The 20,392-nt window shown below is 71.6% G+C and carries 17 protein-coding genes and 1 tRNA gene; 5 read left to right on the forward strand and 13 right to left on the reverse strand.

From position 1 onward, the window contains the following. Positions 1-234 precede the first annotated feature (234 nt). The 9 genes from ACK4TT_RS15405 to ACK4TT_RS15445 form a co-directional block, all read right to left on the reverse strand. A tRNA-Leu gene (locus tag ACK4TT_RS15405) sits at positions 235-320 on the reverse strand. 53 nt (positions 321-373) lie between these two features. Continuing rightward, positions 374-1,741, reverse strand: a complete 1,368-nt coding sequence (locus tag ACK4TT_RS15410) for an ATP-binding protein (RefSeq protein ID WP_410213348.1) — start codon at positions 1,739-1,741, stop codon at positions 374-376. After that, positions 1,738-2,484 carry a response regulator gene (locus ACK4TT_RS15415; RefSeq protein WP_409642492.1) on the reverse strand — a complete coding sequence of 249 codons (747 nt, stop codon included), beginning with the start codon at positions 2,482-2,484 and terminating at the stop codon, positions 1,738-1,740. The genes ACK4TT_RS15410 and ACK4TT_RS15415 overlap by 4 nt, the downstream gene beginning before the upstream one ends. An 86-nt stretch (positions 2,485-2,570) precedes the next feature. Continuing rightward, positions 2,571-3,863 (reverse strand): DUF1254 domain-containing protein, encoded by a 1,293-nt coding sequence (locus ACK4TT_RS15420; protein ID WP_409642489.1) that lies wholly within the window; start codon positions 3,861-3,863, stop codon positions 2,571-2,573. Beyond that, on the reverse strand, positions 3,860-4,942 hold the full coding sequence (locus ACK4TT_RS15425) for an alpha/beta hydrolase family protein (protein ID WP_409642486.1): 1,083 nt from the start codon (positions 4,940-4,942) through the stop codon (positions 3,860-3,862). The genes ACK4TT_RS15420 and ACK4TT_RS15425 overlap by 4 nt, the downstream gene beginning before the upstream one ends. Positions 4,943-4,945: 3 nt before the next feature. Continuing rightward, on the reverse strand, positions 4,946-7,141 hold the full coding sequence (locus tag ACK4TT_RS15430; RefSeq protein WP_409642483.1) for a TonB-dependent receptor: 2,196 nt from the start codon (positions 7,139-7,141) through the stop codon (positions 4,946-4,948). Positions 7,142-7,364: 223 nt separating this feature from the next. Then, positions 7,365-7,862: a hypothetical protein gene (locus ACK4TT_RS15435; RefSeq protein ID WP_410213349.1), complete on the reverse strand. Its 498-nt coding sequence runs from the start codon at positions 7,860-7,862 to the stop codon at positions 7,365-7,367. Between the two features lie 31 nt (positions 7,863-7,893). After that, the gene (locus tag ACK4TT_RS15440; RefSeq protein WP_410213350.1) at positions 7,894-8,565 is read right to left on the reverse strand and encodes a TetR/AcrR family transcriptional regulator; all 672 of its coding nucleotides are present in this window, start codon (positions 8,563-8,565) and stop codon (positions 7,894-7,896) included. A 7-nt stretch (positions 8,566-8,572) separates the two neighbouring features. Then, positions 8,573-10,123 (reverse strand): sulfatase-like hydrolase/transferase, encoded by a 1,551-nt coding sequence (locus ACK4TT_RS15445; protein ID WP_410213351.1) that lies wholly within the window; start codon positions 10,121-10,123, stop codon positions 8,573-8,575. A gap of 99 nt (positions 10,124-10,222) precedes the next feature. Here ACK4TT_RS15445 and ACK4TT_RS15450 point away from each other — a divergent pair, with 99 nt between their 5' ends. Continuing rightward, positions 10,223-11,131, forward strand: a complete 909-nt coding sequence (locus ACK4TT_RS15450) for a LysR family transcriptional regulator (RefSeq protein ID WP_410213352.1) — start codon at positions 10,223-10,225, stop codon at positions 11,129-11,131. Between the two features lie 79 nt (positions 11,132-11,210). Then, positions 11,211-12,539 carry a PQQ-binding-like beta-propeller repeat protein gene (locus tag ACK4TT_RS15455; protein WP_410213353.1) on the forward strand — a complete coding sequence of 443 codons (1,329 nt, stop codon included), beginning with the start codon at positions 11,211-11,213 and terminating at the stop codon, positions 12,537-12,539. Here the strand turns inward: ACK4TT_RS15455 and ACK4TT_RS15460 are convergent. Beyond that, on the reverse strand, positions 12,496-13,428 hold the full coding sequence (locus ACK4TT_RS15460; RefSeq protein WP_410213354.1) for an alpha/beta hydrolase family esterase: 933 nt from the start codon (positions 13,426-13,428) through the stop codon (positions 12,496-12,498). The two genes, ACK4TT_RS15455 and ACK4TT_RS15460, sit on opposite strands and share 44 nt — an antisense overlap. 144 nt (positions 13,429-13,572) lie before the next feature. On the opposite strand from ACK4TT_RS15460, the gene ACK4TT_RS15465 reads away from it, so the two are divergent. The 3 genes from ACK4TT_RS15465 (at position 13,573) to purU (ending at position 15,570) form a co-directional block, all read left to right on the forward strand. Then, complete coding sequence (locus ACK4TT_RS15465) at positions 13,573-14,139, forward strand: hypothetical protein (protein ID WP_410213355.1); 567 nt, start codon at positions 13,573-13,575, stop codon at positions 14,137-14,139. Between the two features lie 96 nt (positions 14,140-14,235). After that, positions 14,236-14,658 carry an EF-hand domain-containing protein gene (locus tag ACK4TT_RS15470; protein ID WP_410213356.1) on the forward strand — a complete coding sequence of 141 codons (423 nt, stop codon included), beginning with the start codon at positions 14,236-14,238 and terminating at the stop codon, positions 14,656-14,658. A gap of 69 nt (positions 14,659-14,727) precedes the next feature. After that, the gene (gene purU / locus ACK4TT_RS15475; RefSeq protein ID WP_410213357.1) at positions 14,728-15,570 is read left to right on the forward strand and encodes a formyltetrahydrofolate deformylase; all 843 of its coding nucleotides are present in this window, start codon (positions 14,728-14,730) and stop codon (positions 15,568-15,570) included. A 20-nt stretch (positions 15,571-15,590) separates the two neighbouring features. Here the strand turns inward: purU and ACK4TT_RS15480 are convergent, their stop codons facing one another. From ACK4TT_RS15480 to ACK4TT_RS15490, 3 genes are all read right to left on the reverse strand, one after another. Beyond that, on the reverse strand, positions 15,591-16,343 hold the full coding sequence (locus ACK4TT_RS15480; protein ID WP_410213358.1) for a sulfite exporter TauE/SafE family protein: 753 nt from the start codon (positions 16,341-16,343) through the stop codon (positions 15,591-15,593). Positions 16,344-16,359: 16 nt separating this feature from the next. Beyond that, positions 16,360-17,139 (reverse strand): SDR family NAD(P)-dependent oxidoreductase, encoded by a 780-nt coding sequence (locus ACK4TT_RS15485; RefSeq protein ID WP_409642601.1) that lies wholly within the window; start codon positions 17,137-17,139, stop codon positions 16,360-16,362. 68 nt (positions 17,140-17,207) lie between these two features. Continuing rightward, a complete protein-coding gene (locus ACK4TT_RS15490) occupies positions 17,208-20,390 on the reverse strand; it encodes an efflux RND transporter permease subunit (protein ID WP_409642603.1) in 3,183 nt (1,060 codons plus the stop codon). Positions 20,391-20,392 lie beyond the last annotated feature (2 nt).

The raw sequence follows: 20,392 nt of genomic DNA on the forward strand, positions 1-20,392 counted from the left end.
GCTTCCCGCTCAGCTCGTAGCGCTTCACGCTCATCAACCCGCTCCGAATCACAAACCCGGAGACCGATTGATTCAGCACCTTTCAGGCATGGGAATCCTGAATGTGGATTGGTCCTAGAGCGCGATCCGCGAAAATGGACGCCGGTTTGGCGACCAGATGGCGCTCAAGGCTTTGATTTGGAGCTTTTTCGTCCCGTTCAAATCATTCCGTTTGAACGGGAAGGACTCTAGGCCTGGTGGGGACACCGGGGGTCGAACCCGGACGGGCGTTGCCCGAGCGATTTTAAGTCGCTTGCGTCTACCAGTTCCGCCATGTCCCCCAAACGCGCCGGCGATGGGTGTGCGCCAGCGATAGGCGCCGCCGGGGGTTTTCTCAAGCGCCGTCTCCCGCCGCCGGCAGCCGGACGGTGGCGCTGAGGCCGCCTTCGGGGCGGTTCTCCACGACGAGGTCGCCGCCCTGGCTGCGGGCCAGGGCCCTGACGATGGCCAGGCCCAGGCCGGCGCCGCCCGTCTCCCGGCCCCGCGAGGGCTCCAGCCGCTCGAACGGCTCCTGCACCCGGGCCAGGGCCTCCGCGGGCACGCCGGGGCCGTCGTCCTCCACCCGCACCCAGACCTCGTCCGCCTCGCGGCCCGCCGACAGCCGGGCGAGTCCGCCGTAGCGGACGGCGTTGTCCGTCAGGTTGGCCAGCATCCGGCGCAGGGCCAGCGGCGCGCAGCGGGCGGCGAGCGGCTCCGTCCCGCTCGCCTCCAGGCTCACGGGTTCTCCCATCTGCGTGCGCACGGCGACGAAATCGGCGAGTTCGCGGGCCACATCCGTCGCCTGGGGACCGGCGCCGCCGTAGCGCGCCGCCTCGCTCGCGAAGGTCAGGGTGTCGTCCAGCAGCAGCGACATGTCCTCCAGGTCGCGGACGGCCGCCTCGCGCTGGGCCGTGTCCTCGATGAAGTCGGCCCGCAGGCGCAGCCGCGTCAGATAGGTCCGCATGTCGTGGGCGATGGCGGCCAGCATCCGCGTCCGCTCGTCCAGCAGCCCCCGGATGCGCCGCTTCATGCCGTTGAACGCCGCCGACAGCGTGCGGACCTCGTCGGCTCCGCGTTCGGGCAGGTCGGGCATGTCGATGTCGGTGGCGAGGTCCCGGGCGGCGCGCGCAAGCCGGCGGGCCGGGAGCGCGATCTGCAGCAGGCAGGCCGCCATCACCAGCAGCAGCACCCCGCCGGCCGCCGCCGCGATCACCGCCGAGCGGGCGAACAGCCGCTGGAGCAGCACGGGCGCGCGCTCGACGACCAGCACCTGGCCGGTCTTCAGCTCGACCAGCAGCCGCACCGCGCCCGGCGCGCCCACCCGCCCGTGGACCGCCGCGCCCAGCGCCGCGCCGTTGCGCACCTGCACCCGGAAGGGCCGGCCCTCCAGCTCGTGGCGGTAACGCGCGTAGGATTCCAGCCCCCGCGCCCAGCGGGCCCTGCGCGGCGGCGGCGCTGCGGCCTCGGCCGGGAAGCCCGGCTCGAGCTGAACGATCAGGCTGCCGGCGTTCAGCGCCTGGACGATCAGCCGCTGCTGCTCGGGGGTGGCCGCCTCCAGCGCCCGGGCCATGGCCGCCGCATCGTGCGGCGAGACCAGGCGGAAGATGGCGGGCCGGCCCTCGGGCCAGAGCACGGCCACGGTCACCGCGATCTGCATCACCACCAGCCCCGCCAGGAACAGGAGCCCCAGACGGACGGCGATGCTGTTGAGCGCCCCCTTCATGCCCCGGCCGACCCGCGCTCGCCCCCGCGCTCGACCTTGGGCGCGAAGAGGTAGCCGCCGCCCCGCACCGTGCGAATGATGGCGGGCGCGCGGGCGTCGTCCCGCAGCTTGCGGCGCAGGCGGCTGAGCTGGACGTCGATGGTGCGGTCGAAGGGGTCGGCGCTGCGCCCTCGCGTCCAGTCCAGGAGCTGCTCGCGGTTCAGCACCCGCTGCGGATGGGTGGCCAGGACCATCAAGAGGTCGAACTCGCCGCCGGTCAGTTCGACCGCTCCGCCCTCGGGGTCGATCAGCTCCCGCGAACCCGCGTCCAGGGTCCAGCCGGCGAACCGCAGCGTCCCGGGCCGGGGCAGGTTGGCCGCCTGGTGGACGTCGCGGGTCCGGCGCAGGATGGCCCGGGCGCGGGCTGTGAGTTCGCGCGGGTTGAACGGCTTGGGCAGGTAGTCGTCGGCGCCGATCTCCAGGCCGATGATCCGATCCACGTCCTCGCCCTTGGCGGTGACCATCAGGACGGGGGTGGCGGGCGAGGCCGCGCGCAGGCGGCGGCAGATCGTCAGGCCGTCGTCGCCCGGCAGCATGAGGTCGAGGATCACCAGGTCCACCCGCCGGCGCGACAGCAACCGCTCCAACTCGGTCCCGTTCTGGCAGGCGGCGGCCTCGAAACCCTCGCGCGCCAGCAGGCCGCAGACCAGCGAGCGGATCTCGGGATCGTCCTCGACGACGGCGATGAGGGTGGTGCGGTCCACGGGCGGCCTCGGCTCCAACCGCCGCAATGTCCTGCGCCGAGGCGTCCGGAGGAAGCCCCAAGCCCCTCCGGACACACTTCGTTACATCAGGCCCGCCGCAGCGGCGGCAGGCGGTAGCGGCCGTTCCTCAGTTCGGCCCTGGGCAGGTAGGCGCGCAGGAACACCGAGAATGGCGCGGCCGGCGCCGGCAGCCAGTTGGACCGCCGCTCCGGGCCCGGGTCGGCATGGCCGATCCAGATGTCCAGCGAGCCGTCGGCATTGTGCGCGAGCCCGGGCGTGCGGTCGCCGATGGCGTAGCGGTCGAGGGGATTTCGGGTGAAGAAGTACTGCCCCTCGGGCGTGGCCTCGTACATGCTGAGCGACCAGAAGGCGTCCACCGGCGGCAGGCGCCCGGCCGGGAAGTGCAGCCGCCACAGGCCGCCCGGCGCGAACCGGCCGCGGCCCTCGCCCTCGGCCTGCATGTAGACCGCCTCGTCCACCGTCAGGGCGGCCAGGCCGCCCAGCGCCACGGCGGCGCGGTATTGGTAGTCTTGGCCGAAATCGCCCAGGTCCGCCTTGGGATAGGACCAGCCCTGGACATAGTTCCGGCCGGAGACCCCGCCGCGCAGGCTGGCGCGCGCGTCGGCGACGCCGGCCTCGATCTCGGCGGCCTGTGCGGGCGTGAAGCGGGCCGGATCGAAGTCCGGTCCCAGGCCCAGCGGCGCCATGCGCCGGACCATGGCCGCGTCGCCCGGCAGCGGCGGGTTGAGGCCCAGCAGCAGGCCCGCGGTCCTGAAGTACTCGCCCCATGGCGCGCCGCGGCGCGGGATCGGCGGGGCCGGCGGGACATCCTTGGGCGCCGTCAGCGTGATGCCCTCGGCCACCCGACGGGCCTCGGCGAAGTCGTCGGCGCTGGCCACCAGGGTCCGGCCCAGCAGCCAGACGTGGTTGGTCGGCGAGCGGATCGCGCCCTTCGGCGCCTCGGCCCCCGGCCCGACCAGGGTGAACGTCCCGCCGTCAGGCGTCGTCCGCGTTCCCAGCACCGCGAAGTTGTTCGAATAGGCGTCCATCAGCGCCACCGAGATGTAGCGCCCCCGGCCGGACGGCACGGTGAAGCTCGCCGGTCCCCTGCTCAGGTCGATCTGCGCGCTGGAGTAGAGCGTGTCGTTGTTGGGCGTGGTGACCGCCCGGGCCGTATAGTCCGACAGCGCCTGGGCATGACCCAGCCGGTTGATACCCGCGGCGGCGCGCATGTGGCGTGTGCGGGCGATCTCCATCAGCGGCAGGGTGAAGATCCACGCGTCCCGGGCCGCCTGCCGGAGCCCGCTCGGGGCGGCGGCGGCTGGCCCCGCGAGGCCCGCCGCGGCGGCCGCGGCCAGCATCTGTCGTCTGTCGATCATCCCGGTTTCCTCTTGTCGTCCGTGGCGCCGTCCAGCGGCGCGATGGGGGTGGGCGGCCCGCAACGGGGCGCCTTGATGAAGCCCTCGCCCTGCGCCGCCGCCCGCTGAGGCAGCTCGCAAAGCTCGGCGGCGGCCCGGGCGTCGCCGCCCAGGTACGCCCGCCAGAAGCGAACCGTCTCGTCCTTGATCAGCGCCATGTGGCCTGGATCGGTCGGCTTCAGCCGGCCCGTGGCCGCGCGCCGTCCGCCGAACACCGCGTGGTCGCCGCCCCTCAGGATCACCAGGAACTGATCGGCGCCCTGGATGGCCTGGAAGGGCGCGGTCCGCTCGAACGGCGAGCGCTCCAGGTCGAACGGCGTCACGTCCTCCGTGCCCGTGAAGTGCAGCATCGGCGTCCGCACGTTCCGGAACGCGGCCGCCGGATCGTCGCCGCGCGGCTTGTTGGGGCTGTAGGCGATGGCCGCCCTGATGCGCGGCTCGGCGAAGCTCGCGCCCGCCGGCGCACCCAGCGTACGCTGCCCCACCGCCACCAGGGTCGAGAGCGCGCCGTAGGAGTGGCCGGACATGCCGACGCGCGAGAGGTCGGCCTTCCCCGCCAGGGGGCCGCCGGCCTGCGCCTCGCGTGCGATCTGGTCGAGGGCGAAGGGGACGTCGCCGTAGCGGGCCTGGGCCGCTCGCGGGCTCATGCCCCGACGGCCGGCCGCCACCAGCCCGGCCTCCCCGCCCCCAGGGCCGAGGCCTTCGAGGAGGGCGCTGTCCGAACCCGCGTGCTGGAGGGCCACGACCAGGAACCCCGCCTTGGCCACGGCCTCCAGGATGTAGCCCGAGGCTTCGCGCGAACCGCCCAGGCCGTGCGAGTGCACAACCACCGGGAACGGCCCTTTCCCGGCCGGGACGTACATCTTGTAGGGGACGACCCGGCCCCCCCGAGCCGGGTCGTCCCACTCGCCGTAGCGGATCTCCACCGCCAGCGCCGGTGCGGCGGCCTCTGCGGCGGCGTACGCCGAAGAGACCGCCGGCGCCGCCGCGGGGAGGAGTGCGACGAGCGCGATCAGCCAGGCAAGTCCCGCCCTGGCCACGACCTACCAGCCGTAGCGGAGCTGGGCCCCGTAGGTCCGGGGGATGTTCCAGCGCCGGGTCGTGGGCGCGTCGAAGACGATGTACGACTCGTTCCCGGCGTTGTTGGCGAACAGGGCCAGCTCCCAGGCGTTCCGCTGCACGCCGGCCCGCACGTCGAAGATCTGGTAGTCGTACAGCTTCGGCGTCTGGGCGATCTCCTGCACCCCGCCCCAGCGGCCGTTGCCCTTCACGTTGAAGAAGCCGGTGTAGCCGCCCGGCAGGTCATGGCGGTAGTTGACCGAGAAGGTGGCGGTCCACTTCGGCCGCTGCGGGCCGGTCTTGCCCTTGTCCGGCCCGTCCACGATCTCGCCGCCCTGGCGAGAGCCGCCCAGGGTCAGCCGCGCCACGCCCCCCAGAACCTCGCGGCTGGCGGTCAGCTCGGCCTCCAGGCCCCACAGCTCGGCCTTGCCGGCGTTGAACACGAATGGCGTCGCCTGGACCGGGCAGGCCGGATTCGAGATGTTGCAGCCGTTGTCGGCCTGGACCATCAGGTTGTCGACCTCGGTGAAGTAGGCCGCCGCCGCCAGGTAGACGCGCGGCGCCAGGTCGCCCTTCAGGCCCACCTCGTAGGAGCGCGCCTTCTCGTCGTCGAAGGTGGCCGGCACCGGGATCGGCTGGCGCGGGTCGCCCAGGGCCAGGTTGAAGCCGCCGGCGCGATAGGCCGTGCCGATCTTCGCGTAGGTCAGCCAGTCCATGATCTTGTACGACGCGGTGACGTTGTACGAGAAGTTGTCCGTCTCGCGCGAGGTGTCGATCTTGAAGCCCGTGCCCACCGGCACGCCGGTGCCGAAGCCCAGGCGGTCCGACAGCAGGTCCTTGTCGTCGCGAGTGTAGCGGCCTTCCGCCGTGACGTTGAAGGCCTCGGTGACGTCGTAGCCCAGGGAGCCGTAGAGCGCCCAGGAGACGAAATCGAGCCGGCTCACCCCCACCGTGCCCCGGGACGGGTTCGTCCGGGTCGGCGATTGCGAGAGGGTGTTCTGGTACTTGTCGTTCAGGTCGTAGTACTCGACGCCCGCCAGCCAGCTCAGCGCGCCCACCGGCTCGCCCACCAGGTGGACGTCCTGGAAGAGAATGCGGGCGAAGTCGTTCTGCGAGCCGCCCAGGAAGGCGTCGCCCAGGTTGGCGCCGGGCGCCACCAGGCCCTGGGCCCGGGCCCAGGCCTGGAACTCGGGAGAGCTGGCGTCGCGGTCATAGGCGTTCTGCGAGCGGCGCTCGCGCACCGAGCTGGTGGACGTCAGCGTCGCGAAGCCCAGGTCGTACTCCAGCACCAGCTCGGCGTAGTTGACCTGCTGCTTGGCCGACGACGGATGGTTCCAGGGCATCTCGTACTTGTCCTGGTAGATGCCCCGCGGATAGGTCGCGTTGGCGGGGATCATCACCTGGTACATCAGGCCGGGCAGCTGGTCGCGGCCGTGCTCCAGCAGCAGGTTGGCGCTGAACGGGCCGTTCTCGTAGCGGACCTGGCCGCGATAGATCTCGGTCTCCTGGGCGTCGAAGTACTCGTCCCGGATCGGGTTGTAGAAGAAGCCCTCATTCTGCTTCATCAGGTCGGCGCCCAGGCGGATCGCCCAGTTTTCGTTGATCGGCTCGTTGACGACGAGCTGCACCTCGCCGCGCTCGTTGTTGCCGACCTCGACCAGGGCGAAGCCGGTGCGGTCCTGGGTCGGCCGGGCCGAGACCACGTTCACCGAGCCGCCCACGGCGTTGCGGCCGTTCAGGGCGCCCTGCACGCCGCGCAGCACCTCGATCCGGCCCACATCGAAGAAGTCGGTCTTGGAGAAGGTGCGCCCGCCGACGTAGCCGCCGCCGATGTAGACGCCGTTCCGATAGAGGCCCACGGCCGCATCGGCGGCCGTCGCCCGGCTCGTTCCCGAGCCACGGATCGAGACCTCGGACGTCACGGGATTGGACGTGTTGGCGAAGTTCACCGCCGGCACGTTGGAGAGCAGCGCCTGGGTGTTGGCGATGCCGCCCATGTCCTTGATCATGCCCGCGCCGATCGCCGTGCCGGCGAGCGGCGCCTCGCGCAGGCTCTCCTCGCGCTTACGGGCGGTGACCAGCACCTCGTCCACCTCGGCGTCCTGCGCGACGGCCGGCGCGGCCACGGCCAGGCAGAGCGCAGCCAGCGACGCGCCCGTCAGAAATCTTGCGGCCTTCATTGTCATCCCCCTCGATGCTCGCCGTCTTGGATGCGGCGAAGCTGATCCTCCAATTCCAATTGGATTTGTAGGAATATTGTTTCGCAACCTCCGCAGAAATTCTGGGAGGGCGTTACTCCTTGGTAACAGCCGCAATGAAGCTAGCTATTGCCGGCCCGGCTTTCCAATGCCCGCAGGGCTTGGAGCCATAGCGCCGTGTCCGCTTGACGGCCGGCGGGAATGGCTATGGCGCGAAGCTAGAGCGCCCCTGGATGCCCCAGCGGCCGTCCACCTTCGTCACGATGTAGATGGAATCAAAGGCGCCCAGGACGCTGCCGTCCTTGCGGTAGCGGGCGAAGCGGGTGTCGATGTGCACCTTGTCGGCCCCGGCGTGGATCACGTCGCGCCGCTGCCAGGCCGAGTGGTTCCATTCCGCCAGCGCGCCGCGCTCGAACATCTCCGGCTTGTGGAAACCCGGATTGATGATCGTCACCGTCCCCGAGGCGAACCGGACATGAGGGAAGTTGAACGTGGCCTCGAAGGCCGCCACGTCGCGGGCGTTGAAGGCGGCCATGAAGGCGTCCAGCCGCTCCTGGGCCGCGGCGATCTCGGCGGCGAACCGGGCGAACTCGGGCTTCACGGCCGGCGCCTTCACCGGTTGTCCCCCGGCCTGGGCCGAGGCCTGTCCGGCCGCCGCCAGGGACAGGCCGGCTCCCAGCAGGGCCTCGCGTCGACGCAGCATCCCGTTCTCCCCATGTCGTTGTCGTGATCCATCAGGGCTCCCCGGTGTCGAAGCCCCAGTCCTGTTCCGGCGAGTCCAGGTTCAGGAGCTCGCAGGCGTTCCTGCGCCAGGCGCTGATCATCTGACCGCACCAGCGCAGGTAGTGCTCGTCCTGCGCCGGATCGCCCTGCTCCACCCAGTAGGCGAGCGCGTCGTTGCAGAACGAGATCATCGGCTCCAGCGACAGGTCCAGCAGGGCCGGCAGCTCGGCCTTCGGCGGCGGCTTGGCCGGATGCCAGAGCAGCGACTTGAGCCGCGCGCCAGTGCGCCGGCGCAGCGTGTCCTGGAAGGACTGGTAGGCCGTCTGGCGGCGGCAATCGCGCACCAGCAGGATGTAGCCGTCCTCGAACGACCGCGCCGCCGCGAGCGAGCGGCGCATGCCCGCGCCGTATCCGGTCCAGGGCCGCGCGTCGGCGTTGCGGAACCGCAGGACGGTCTCGTTCAGGATCGCCTGGATCAGTTCGTCCTTCGAGGCGAACCGCCGGTAGAGCACCATCTTGGTGACGCCGGCCGCGGCGGCGACCTGCTCCATGGTGCCCCGGGCCAGTCCCTGCTCGCGGAAGACCCGCGCGGCGATCCGCATGAAGGTCTCGCGCCGCTCCGCCTCCCGCGCGGCGCGGTCGGGCGTCGTCTCCTCGGTGAGGCTGGCGGCGGATCGGGACATCGGCGCGCTAGTCGTACATCTGGAGGAGGTGGCCGTCCTGCTTCTTCACCGACTGGCGCATGCTGGTCCATTGCGGCGTGACGTTGCCGGCGTCCCAGGCCTTCAGCTTGGCCTGCAGGTCGGCCACGACCTTGGGCTCGCGGGGCGCGCGGTTCCGATGTTCGCCGAGGTCGGTCTTGAGGTCGTAAAGCATCACGTGCTGACCGTAGGGCGAGACAGTCGCGTGCGTCCCGTCCGGCGTGATCTCGGCGCTCCCGGTCGCCTCGGCGCCGGGCGGGGCCTTGTTCACGCTCCACATCTTCCAGCGTCCATCGCGGATCGCATAGTTGGGGCCCGCCCGCCAGTAGAGCGTCGGATTGGGGACGCCGCGATCGCCCCCCGCCAGATAGGGCAGCAGGTTCACCCCGTCCGAGCCCTTCGGCAGCGTCGCCCCGGCCAGGGCCGCGGCCGTGGGCACGATGTCCAGGCTGGAGACCATCCGGTCGTCCGTCCGGCCGGACGGGACCGTCCCGGGCCACGAGACGATGAACGGCACCCGCACGCCGCCTTCCAGGTGCGTGCCCTTGTACCCGCTGAGCGGCGCGTTCGAGCAGGCGCCCAGCACATAGGCGGCGCAGCCGTTGTCGCTCAGGAAGACGATCAGGGTGTCCCGCTCCAGGCCCTCGGCCTTCAGCTTCGCCCGGATCTCGCCCACGCCGTCGTCCAGAGCCGAGACCATCGCCGCGTAGACCCGCTTGCCCTTGTCCGGTACGTGCCGGTAGCGGTCGACGTACTTCTTGGGCGCCTGAAGGGGCGTATGGGGCGCGTTGTAGGCCAGGTAGAGGAAGAACGGCCGGTCCTTGTTGGCCCCGATGAACCGCACCGCCTCGTCGGTGAAGGCGTCGGTGAGGTAGTCCTTCACCTCCACCTTCTGCTTGCCCCGTTCGATCGGCGACATCCGGCGGGTGTAGGCCATGCGCTGGGCGGGCGTGGCGTCGGCCGGCAGGGGATCGCGGGCGCTGGCTCGCTCCGAGGCCTCGGAGCCCGGCGGGGTGTAGGCCTCGTCGCCGGGCTGGAGGTCCAGCATGTAGCTCGAAGCGCCGGCGGTCATGCCGAAGAACTCGTCGAAGCCGCGGTCCATCGGGTGGTAGCCGTCGGCCATCCCGAGGTGCCACTTGCCGACCATCGCCGTGCGGTAGCCGGCCTGCTTCATCACCTGGCCCACGAAGGTCTCGGCGAGCGAGACGCCGCCCGTGCGGTCGCGGCCCACCGGATTGAACTCGTAGCCGAACCGCGTCTGGTAGCGCCCGGTCAGGATTCCGGCCCGCGACGGCGCGCAGACGGGGTGGGTGACATAGCCTTCCGTGAACCGCACGCCGTCGGCGGCCAGGGCGTCGATGTTCGGCGTCCGGATGATCGTCGAGCCGTAGCTGGAAAGGTCCCCATAGCCCAGGTCGTCGGCCAGGATGACGATCACGTTCGGGGGCCGCGCGGGCCTGCCGTCCACCGCCACCGCCGAGGACGCCCCGCCCACCGTCACCGCCGCCAACACCAACGCCGCAGCCTGCTTCGCCGCCATGGAATCCCCTCGTTCGGTCGTAACTCCCCGAAACGACCCTAGCCGGAAGCGCCGGGGCAATCTCCCCAGTAGCGGGTCGCGATGCTATAGCCTCGGGGCATGGAGCTTCGGCACCTCGAACAGATTCTGGAAATCTGCCGCGCGGGCGGCTTCAGCGGGGCTGCGCGCAAGCTGCAGATCGCCCAGCCCACCCTGTCCAAGAGCATCGCCCGGCTGGAGGCCCAGCTTTCGCTGCGCCTGTTCGAGCGGACCAACGGCGCGGCGCGGCCCACCGCCTACGGCGCCTTCGTCGCCCAGCGGGCGGAAATCCTGCTGCAGGGCGTCGCCGCCCTGAGCCGGGACCTGGAGCAGCTCGCCCGGGGCGAGGAGGGCCGCATCCGCATCGCCGTCGGCCCGGCCACGCGCATCAAGCCCCTGCCCGAGCTGATGCGCCGGGTGGCCCAGCGCTTCCCCAAGCTGCATGTCGAGACGCTGATGGAGACCGGGCCGGGCGTGATCCGCGCCCTGAACGAGGGCCGCGTCGACATCGCCTTCGGCTATTCCGAGCACGCCGCCCGCTATGGCGAGCTGATCCGCAAGAAGCTCTTCGAGGACGCGATCATCCTGGTCGCGCGGCCGGGCCATCCGGCGCTCGAACTGTCCGGCGCCGGCCCCGCCGAGGTGCTCCGTCATCCCATCGCCCTGCCCAGCGTCCTGCCCGGCGTCGAGCGCTGGGCCGGCGAGCTCGACCGGCGGCAGGCCGACAACCTGCGCGCCTTCGTCAGCGACGACTACGGGCTGATCATCCAGCGCGCCCTCGACACCGACGCCATCGCGCTGGGCGCCGCGTTCCTGTTCCGCGACCACCTCGCGGACGGCCGCCTGGTCCCCGTCTCGACCACGCTCGACCTCACCTACGCCTGCTGGATGCTGACCACGGCCGAACGCTGGCAGTCTCCCCTCATCAAGGCCATGGCCGAGCTCTCCAAGGCCGCCGTCACCGTTCGCCCGCGGGACGTGGCCGCCTGACGGCCCCATAGCCGGCCGCCATGGCGCTCGACGCTCCCGGCCACTGGTCCGGGGCCGGGGGCCGTCGCAGAACTCGGGTATGAAAGCCTCGACCGCGCTCGACCTCGCCGCCGCCTCCGCCCTGGTCCTCGCCGCCTGCGCGACGCCCGCCCCCGCCCCGCCGCCGGCCGCGTCCGCCTACGGCCCCGGCTGGTCCGCCGCCCACGCCGACGCCGCCAACACCGACTACCTCGCCGTTCCCGGCGCGCGCGACCTGGAGCTCGCCTGGTCCCGGCGGTTCGAGGGCGGGAGCATCAACCTCGGCGCCACCACCGACGCCCGGGGCCGCGTCTATGTCACCACCACCGCGCCCGGCTGCCACCTCTACGTCCTCGACCAGAAGACCGGCGAGACCATCTGGTGCTCCGACGCCGTGAACCGGTCGGCGGTCTCGTCCTCGGCCCTGCTGGACCGCGAGGGACGCATCTATCTCTCGGACAACGAAGCCATGGTCGCCTTCGACGGCGACGGCAAGGTGCTGTGGCGCACGCCCATCGCGGGCTTCACGCTGTCGGCCCAGTTCACGCCCCAGGGCCACCTGATCTTCGTCACCCACATCGGCCGCATCTACGTCCTGCGCCGCGACACCGGCGAGGCCGTCCTGCCGCCCGTGGAGCTGATCCCCGGGGCGACCTACGATCCGAAGAGCCCCGACCAGCCGGTGCGCGCCTGCATGCGCGGGACCGAGGACTGCCCGGCGGCCAACACCATCGCCGTGGACGAGCGGACGGGCCGCTTCTTCTTCACCTTCTGGGACAAGGGGGCGAAGCAGGCCGGCCTGCGCGCCATGCGGTACGCCGAGGACCCGGTCCCGCGCATCACGGCGCTGTGGACCAATGACGCCCTGCCCGGCGGCTCGGGCTCCAGCCCCGACCTCACCGCCGACGGAAGACGGCTCTACGTCAACGACAACGTCGACAGCGTCCACGCCATCGACGCGGCCACGGGCCGGTCCATCTGGCGCTTCCCCATCGGCTGGGCCTCGGGCGGCAGTCCCTCCACGTCGCCCGAGGGGATCATCATCCCGACCGGCGGCGGGCCGCTCCTGGCCATCGCCGACCGGGGCGACCACGCCGAGCTCCTCTGGCGCGACGACGCGCGCGACAACCGCAGCATCGCCGCCCAGGCCGCAGGCGGCCTCGCCTACCCCGCCGTGGCCCGCGCCCGCGGGGAGAACGACCTGACCGTGGTGGACGTACGGACCGGCGCCGAGCTCGACCGCGTCCCCCTGCCCGGCCGGACCCTGTTCACCGTGGGCACGGCCTTCGGCCTGGACGGCTCGGTCTATGTGGCCACCATCCTGGGCCAGATCTTCGCCCTTCGGCCTACCGCGCCGGCAGCCGGTGACGGCGGAAGAAGTCCCAGATGACCTCGGTGGCGTCGAACGCCTGCGTCGGCCGGTCGGCCTCCGGCCGCGCCGCCTCGCCGCCGGGCCAGGCGTGGCCGTTGTCCTTGACCACGTAGAAGCGCACCTCCGCCCCGCCCCGGCAGCCGCCATGGGTCGTGACCGTCGCCGAAGGCTCCTCCCGGACAGCCTCCGTCCGGCATCCATCCGCCTTGGCCCAGTAGTCGGCCTGGGCCCTGGCCGGCGCGATCGGCCGGTCCGCCGCCTCGCTGGCGCGTCCGCCCGGCAGCGACAGGCCCGCCCCCGGCATGCCGCCGGCGCCCGGCATGATCCGGTCGTCCGCGCCGACCACGATCAGCGCCGGGACGGGACGCTTGGGCGAAGGCTCATCCCCGAAGACGGCGCCGATCACGGGGGCGATGGCCGCCACCTTGTCGGACAGGAAGATCCCCGCGCGGTGGGCCATCATCCCGCCGTTGGAGAGCCCCGTCACATAGACCCGCGAGGGATCGACCGAGCGCGTCGCCACGAGTCGGTCGATCAGGGCCGACAGATAGCCCAGGTCGTCCACCTGCTCCCGGAACGCGTAGGCGCAGCAGTGGCCGGCGTTCCAGGTGAGAAAGCGGTCGGCGAAACGTCCGGTCCCGTTCGGATAGGCGACGATCAGCCCTTCCCGCCGGGCGACCTCGTCGAAGCGCGTCATGCGGGCGGTGATCTCGGCGTTCCCGCCCGCCCCGTGCAGCACCAGCACCAGCGGCGCCTTGCGGCCGCCGGAATAGTCGCGGACCAGCGCCGTGCGCGTGCGGCCGTCGTGCACCAGGGTCTCGAGCGGCTCGGCGGCCGGCGCGGCCCCGCAGGCCGGCGCGGCGATCAGGGCCGCCAGGAGGGCAGCGAGGAGCGGCAGGCGTCTCATGCCTGGAAACTCCCGCCGCCGCGCGCGCGGGGGAAGTCCGATCGGCCGCCCGATACACTTCGTTACGCTCCGTCGCGGCGCCGTCACGCCCCGCATACGCTGCGGGGGGACCTTCGCCTCGTGACACGAACGAAGGAGCCCCCGATGAACGCCCTGCGCCTCCCCCTAGCCCTCGCCGCCGTCGCCGCCGGCCTCGCCCTGGCCGGCGAGGCCTCGGCCGGCCACCGCTCCGGCCCGCGCCTCGTGGACGGTCCCCTGGGCCGGCCGGCGCTGGCCGGCCGCCGGATCGACCGCGACCCCGGCCACACCTACGCCGAGCGCGGCGTGATCGGCCGCGGGGGCCACGGCTACCGCACCAGCCGCGACACCACCTGGGGCGACGGCCGCGTCGACAACACGACCCAGCGCACCTGGCGGAACGGGGCCCAGGCCACCCGCACGGGTTCGGCGGTCCGCAACGAGGACGGCTCGGTCAGCATCAACCGCAGCCGGACCGGGACCCAGGGCGCGACCCAGACCGGCTGGAGCACCATCTACAAGACCGAGGACGGCTACGCCCGCGACCGCGGCGTCTCCACCTCGAACGGCCGCTCGGCCACCACCCACGGCGACATCCAGGTCACGGACGACACGATCACCGTGAACCGGTCCGCCACCACCGGCTCGGGCCAGACCTACAGCCGCACCAACACCTACACGCGCCGCGACTAAGCCCCCCGCCCCGCGAGCGCGTCCGGCGCGGCCCCTTCGGCTCCCCCAGAACGGGGCCGCGCCGGGAACCCCTTCCACGATCCTTCGGAGACCCCGATGCGCCTGCCGCTGATCCTCGCCGCCCTCGTCCTCGCCGCCCCCGCCGCCGCCTGCGCCGCGGCCGGAGGCCGCGATCCGCTGAAGATGCTCCAGGAAGCCGACGCCAACCGCGACGGCGCCGTGACCCGGGCCGAATTTCGCGACGCCCGCAACCGCCTGTTCGATCGCCTGGATCGGAACAACGACGGCTTCGTCAGCCAGGCCGACGGCGGCGGTCGGCTGGCCCGCCGGCGCGGCGGCGGCGAGCGCATGGCCCAGCTCATGCAGGCCATGGACGCCGACCGCGACGGCCGCCTGGGCCGCCGCGAGTTCGTCGAGGGGCCCAGCCTCTTCGACCGGGCCGACCGCAACGACGACGGCGTGGTCGACCGCCGCGAGATGAATGAGGCCCGCGACGCGGTCGCCGCCATGCGGCGCTAGGTCCCGCGCGGGCGGGCGACGCGACGGGGCTTGACCATACGCCCTTCGCCTGCGAGCGGTCCCCGCGCGATGATCCTGACGCTTTCCTGCCCCGACCAGCCCGGCATAGTCGCCCGCGTCTCCACCCTGCTCTTCGAGCGCGGCGCCAACATCCTCGACGCCCAGCAGTTCGACGACGAGGAGACCGGCCAGTTCTTCATGCGCGTGGTGTTCGATCCGGGCGACACCGGCCCGGACGCCTGGCGCGAGGCCTTCGCCCCGCTGGCCGAGGGCTATTCCATGCGCTGGAGCCTCCGCGACCGCGGCGAGCGGCGCCGCGTGATGATCCTGGCCTCCCAGCAGGATCACTGCCTGGCCGACCTCATCTGGCGCTGGCGCCAGGGCGAACTGCCGATGGACATCTCCGCCGTCGTGTCCAACCACCCGGCCTCCACCTATCCGCACACCGACCTGAAGGGCGTCGCCTTCCACCACCTGCCGATCACAGCCGAGACCAAGGCGGAGCAGGAGGCCCGGCTCTGGAGCCTGATCCAGGAGACGAGGACCGAGCTCGTGGTGCTCGCCCGCTACATGCAGATCCTGTCGGACGACCTCTCGGCCAAGCTGGAAGGGCGCTGCATCAACATCCACCACTCGTTCCTGCCGGGCTTCAAGGGCGCCAAGCCCTACCACCAGGCCCACGCCCGCGGCGTGAAGGTGATCGGGGCCACCGCCCACTACGTCACCGCCGACCTCGACGAGGGGCCGATCATCGAGCAGGACGTCGAGCGCATCAGCCACCGCGACCATCCGCGCGACCTGATCCGCAAAGGCCGCGACATCGAGCGACGGGTCCTGGCCCGCGCCGTCCGCTGGCACCTCGAGGACCGCGTCCTGCTGAACGGCCGCAAGACCGTCGTCTTCACGGACTAGGGTCCTCGCCCGGCGCGACCCTAGGCGCGCCAGGCCTCCCAGAGGAGCTGGACGCCCACCAGCATCATCAGGCCGTAGATGATCACGTAGAACCGTTCGGCCCGCACCCGGCGGACCAGCCAGACGCCGGCGAAGGTGGACGCGATGGCCACGGGAATCAGCACGGCGGCGGTCGTCAGGTTCTGGCGGGTGAACTGGCCCAGGGCCGCATAGGCCGGGACCTTCAGCCAGTTGATGGCCGCGAAGTAGATGGCGTTGGTGCCCACGAACACCGCCGGCTCCAGCTGCTTGGGCAGCACCCACATCTGGAACGGCGGCTGGCCGGCGTGGGCGATCTGGCTGGTGAAGCCCGACAGCGCGCCCAGGATCGCGCCCACCCACCGGGGCGCGTTCGATGGCGCCTGGACCCGCCCGCCCCGGGCGATCCACAGGCGGTGGGCGGCGAAGGCGATGGAGATGGCGCCCAGCGTCGCCAGCACGGCCGTGGCCGACACCTGGGCCGCCATCAGGTAGCCCAGGAAGATGCCGACCGCCGCGCTCGGGACCATCAGCGTCAGGATTCCCCGGTCCCAGGTGCGCCGGAACGCCCAGACGCCCACCACGTCCTGCACGATCAGGATGGGCAGGAGGATGGCCGCGGCCTGCACCGGGGAGATGGCCAGCGCGAGCAGCGGCATGGCCACCGCGCCGACGCCCGAGAACCCGCCCTTGGCCAGCCCCATCAGCGCCACCGCCGGCACGGCGAGGGCGTAGAAGACGGGGTCGGTCAGCATGGGGGCGCTTGAGGTCTCAGAAGATCGTGTAGCCGCCGTCGATGACGAGGCTGTCGCCGGTGTGGAACTTCGAGGCGTCCGAGGCCAGGTAGACGGCCACGCCCGAGAAATCCTCGCCCTCGCCCCAGCGGCGCATCGGCACCCGGCCGATGGCCTTCTCGTTGAAGGTGTCCCAGGCCTGCAGGCCGGCGGTCATGTCGGTGGCGATCCAGCCCGGCAGGATGGCGTTGGCGCGGATGCCGTAGCGGGCGTACTCGACCGCCAGGCCGCGGATCATGGCGATCACCGCGGCCTTGGTGGAGGCGTAGGCCTGGTTGCGCGGCGCGCCGTGGATGGCCGAGGTCGAGGAGGTCACCGCCAGCGAGCCGCCGGGATCGCCGGCCTCGGCGCGGGCGATCATGTGCTTGGCGGCCTCCCGGAACGTCCAGAACACCGCATCCAGGTTCACCGTGGTGACGCGCCGCCACTGCTCGGTGGTCATCTCGGCGAACGGCCCGCCGCCGCCGATGCCGGCGTTGGCGGCCACGAAGTCCAGCCGGCCGAGGGTGCTGATCGCCTCGGCGACGCCGGCGATCACCGCCGCCTCGTCGGCCACGTCCACCCGCTGGACCAGCACGTCCACGCCGTGGGCCTTCAGCGCCTCCTGCGCCTTGGCGTTCTTCTCCGGGTTCTGGCCCCAGATCGCGACCTTGGCGCCGGCCGCGGCCAGGCCCTCGGCCATGCCCAGGCCGATGCCTCCGTTGCCGCCGGTGACGAGCGCCACCTTGCCGGTCAGGTCGAACGGTTTGAACGCCATGGACTTGCCTCCCTCTGAACTGGCCGCGCACTTGATGCGGGCGCCCCTAGGGAGGTCAAGCCTTCAGGCTATTCCGCCGGCGCCGGCCGCGCCGCCTCCGCCTCGCGCCCGGGCTTCGGCAGCCGGTCCCCGATCCCGCGGCACAGCACGTAGAACGCCGGGGTGAAGATCAGGCCGAAGCCGGTCACGCCCAGCATCCCGAAGAACACCGCCGTGCCCAGCGCCTGGCGCATCTCCGCGCCCGGTCCGCTCGCCACCACCAGGGGCAGCACGCCCAGGATGAAGGCGAACGAGGTCATCAGGATGGGGCGGAGCCTGGTCCTCGCCGCCTCGACCGCCGCCGTCCAGCGGTCGAGCCCGCGGTCCTCGCCCTGCTTGGCGAACTCGACGATCAGGATGGCGTTCTTGGCCGCCAGCCCCACCAGCACCACAAGCCCGATCTGGGTCAGGATGTTGTTGTCCTTGCCCAGCAGGTTCACCCCCAGGATCGCGGCCAAGAGGCACATGGGCACGATCAGTATGATGGCCAGCGGAAGCGTCACGCTCTCGTACTGGGCGGCCAGAAGCAGGAACACGAACACCACCGCCAGGCCGAAGGCGATGGGCCCGGTGTTGCCGGCCTCCTTCTGGGCGTAGGCGAGTTCGGTCCACTCGTGGGCGAAGCCCTCGGGCAGCCGCGCGTCGGCCATCTTCTCCACCGCCGCCAGCGCCTGGCCCGACGAGTAGCCGGGCTTGGTGTCGCCCTGCAATTCGGCGGCGGGGAAGAGGTTGTAGCGGACCACGCGATAGGGCCCGGAGTCGTCGCGCAGCGTGGCCACCGAACCCAGGGGCGTCATCGCGCCGCTGGCCGAGCGGGTCTGCAGCCGCATGATGTCCGAGGGCTCGTCGCGGAACGGCGCGTCGGCCTGCGCCGTCACCCGGTAGGTGCGGCCCAGGTAGTTGAAGTCGTTGATGAAGCTGGAGCCCAGATAGACCGACAGCGTCTCGAACACGCGCTCGGGCGGCACGCCGGCGAGCTGCGCCTTGTCCCGGTCGATCTCGGCCCACAGCCTGGGGGTGGAGGTGTTGAACAGGGTGAAGACGGAGGTCAGCTCCTTCTCCTGGTTGCCCTGGATCATCAGGTCGGTGGTGGCCTGCTCCAGCGCGCGGTAGCCCGCGCCCGAGCGGTCCTCGATGATGAGCTTCCAGCCGCCGCCGGTGCCGATGCCGCGCACGGGCGGCGGCTGGATCACCAGCACGTTGGCGCCGGGGATCGCGCCCAGCCGGGCCCGGAGGTCCTCCAGCACCTTCTGGGCGTTCACGCCATCCTTGGCGCGGTCCTCGAACGGCGTCATCGGCAGGAAGATGGTCCCGGCGTTGGGCGCGTTCGAGAACGTGGTGCCGTCGAGGCCCGCGAAGGCGGCGGCGTGCACGATCCCCTTGGTGTCCAGCGCCTCGTTCACCACCCGGCGCACCACCGCGTCGGTGCGCGACAGCGACGAGCCCGGCGGGAGCTGGACGACGGCGATGTAGTAGCCCTGGTCCTGGGCCGGGATGAAGCCGGTCGGCGTGGCGGCGAACCGCCAGGCGGTGAGGCCCAGGAGGGCGGCGTAGACCACCAGCATGATCCCCACCCGCCGGACCGTGTGCGAGGTCAGCCGGCCGTAGCGCTCGCTCAGGTTCTCGAAGGTCGCGTTGAACCGCCGCCCGAAGATCTGGAACGGCGCGCGCCAGCCGCGCGGCTCGGGCAGGCGCTCGGGATGGGGCCGCAGCACCAGGGCCGCCATGGCCGGCGAGAGGGTCAGCGACACCAGGCAAGAGATCAGCGTGGCGCTGGCGATGGTCAGCGCGAACTGCCGGTAGAACTGGCCCGAGATGCCGGTAATGAAGGCCGTGGGCACGAACACCGCCACCAGCACGAGGGCGATGGCGATCAGCGCCCCGCCCACCTCGTCCATGGTCCGGTAGGCCGCCTCCTTGGGCGACATGCCGCGCGCGAGGTTCCGCTCGACGTTCTCGACCACCACGATGGCGTCGTCGACGACGATGCCGATGGCCAGCACCAGCCCGAACAGCGAGAGGTTGTTCAGCGAGGCGCCGAAGCCGGCCATCACCGTGAAGGCGCCGACCAGCGACACCGGGATCGCCACCACCGGGATGATCGCCGCCCGCCAGGTCTGCAGGAAGACGATGACCACCAGCACGACCAGCACCACCGCCTCGAACAGGGTCTTGCGAACCTCCTTGATCGACTCGGCGACGTATTCGGTAGGGTTGTAGATGACCGTGTATTTCAGGCCCGGCGGGAAGTCCTTGCCGAGCGTCTTCATCGTCGCCAGCACGCTGTCGGCGGTGGCGAGCGCGTTGGTGCCCGGACGCTGGCTGATGCCGATGGCGACGGCGCGCTGGCCGCGGTCGAGGTAGGCGTTGATGCTGTAGTCCTGGGCCCCCAGCTCGACGCGGGCCACGTCGCTCACGCGCACCAGCCGGCCGGCCGGATCGGTCTTCAGCACGATGTCGGCGAACTGCCGCGGGTCGGCCAAGCGGCCTTGGGTGTTGATGTTGAGCTGGAAGTTCGAGCCGGTGTCGCTGAACGGCGGCTGGCCCACGGCGCCGGCGGCCACCTGCACGTTCTGGCCGCGCAGCGACTGCACGATCTCGCCGGCCGTCAGGTTGTGCGCGGCGGCCTTGTCCGGATCGATCCAGACCCGCATGGCGTAGTCGCGGGCGCCGAACACGCGGGCGTCGCCCACGCCGTCCAGGCGCGCGAGCTGGTCGCGGATGTGCAGGGTGGCGTAGTTGGAGATGTATTCCGAGCTGCGCGAGCCGTCCGGCGAATAGAGGTGGATGACCATCAGGAGGTCGGGCGAGGCCTTGCGGGTCGTAACCCCCAGGCGCCTCACCTCCTCGGGCAGGCGCGGTTCGGCCGAGGCCACCCGGTTCTGCACCAGCACCTGGGCCTTGTCGAGGTCGGCGCCCAGCTTGAACGTCAGCGTGATCGTCAGCAGGCCGTCCGACGTGGACGAGGAGGACATGTAGAGCATGTCCTCGACGCCGTTGATCTCCTGCTCCAGCGGCGTGGCCACGGTGTCGGCGATCACCTCGGCCGAGGCGCCCGGATAGCTGGCCGTCACCGTGATGGTGGGCGGGGCGATCTCCGGGTACTGCGCCACCGGCAGGGTGGGATAGGCGAAGGCCCCCACCAGCACGATGATGACCGAGATCACGGCCGCGAAGATCGGCCGGTCGATGAAGAAGCGCGAAAATCTCACGA

Origin of the sequence: Phenylobacterium sp., from assembly GCF_046463815.1 — a bacterium.
Lineage (GTDB): Bacteria > Pseudomonadota > Alphaproteobacteria > Caulobacterales > Caulobacteraceae > Phenylobacterium.

Coding starts and splice junctions, on each gene's coding strand:
- ACK4TT_RS15470 (WP_410213356.1), top strand. CDS start 14,236: ATGCGCCTGCCGCTGATCCTCGCCGCCCTCGTCCTCGCCGCCCCCGCC.
- ACK4TT_RS15445 (WP_410213351.1), bottom strand. CDS start 10,123: ATGGCGGCGAAGCAGGCTGCGGCGTTGGTGTTGGCGGCGGTGACGGTG.
- ACK4TT_RS15460 (WP_410213354.1), bottom strand. CDS start 13,428: ATGAGACGCCTGCCGCTCCTCGCTGCCCTCCTGGCGGCCCTGATCGCC.
- ACK4TT_RS15450 (WP_410213352.1), top strand. CDS start 10,223: ATGGAGCTTCGGCACCTCGAACAGATTCTGGAAATCTGCCGCGCGGGC.
- ACK4TT_RS15485 (WP_409642601.1), bottom strand. CDS start 17,139: ATGGCGTTCAAACCGTTCGACCTGACCGGCAAGGTGGCGCTCGTCACC.
- purU (WP_410213357.1), top strand. CDS start 14,728: ATGATCCTGACGCTTTCCTGCCCCGACCAGCCCGGCATAGTCGCCCGC.
- ACK4TT_RS15435 (WP_410213349.1), bottom strand. CDS start 7,862: ATGCTGCGTCGACGCGAGGCCCTGCTGGGAGCCGGCCTGTCCCTGGCG.
- ACK4TT_RS15480 (WP_410213358.1), bottom strand. CDS start 16,343: ATGCTGACCGACCCCGTCTTCTACGCCCTCGCCGTGCCGGCGGTGGCG.
- ACK4TT_RS15465 (WP_410213355.1), top strand. CDS start 13,573: ATGAACGCCCTGCGCCTCCCCCTAGCCCTCGCCGCCGTCGCCGCCGGC.
- ACK4TT_RS15455 (WP_410213353.1), top strand. CDS start 11,211: ATGAAAGCCTCGACCGCGCTCGACCTCGCCGCCGCCTCCGCCCTGGTC.
- ACK4TT_RS15410 (WP_410213348.1), bottom strand. CDS start 1,741: ATGAAGGGGGCGCTCAACAGCATCGCCGTCCGTCTGGGGCTCCTGTTC.
- ACK4TT_RS15420 (WP_409642489.1), bottom strand. CDS start 3,863: ATGATCGACAGACGACAGATGCTGGCCGCGGCCGCCGCGGCGGGCCTC.
- ACK4TT_RS15440 (WP_410213350.1), bottom strand. CDS start 8,565: ATGTCCCGATCCGCCGCCAGCCTCACCGAGGAGACGACGCCCGACCGC.
- ACK4TT_RS15430 (WP_409642483.1), bottom strand. CDS start 7,141: ATGAAGGCCGCAAGATTTCTGACGGGCGCGTCGCTGGCTGCGCTCTGC.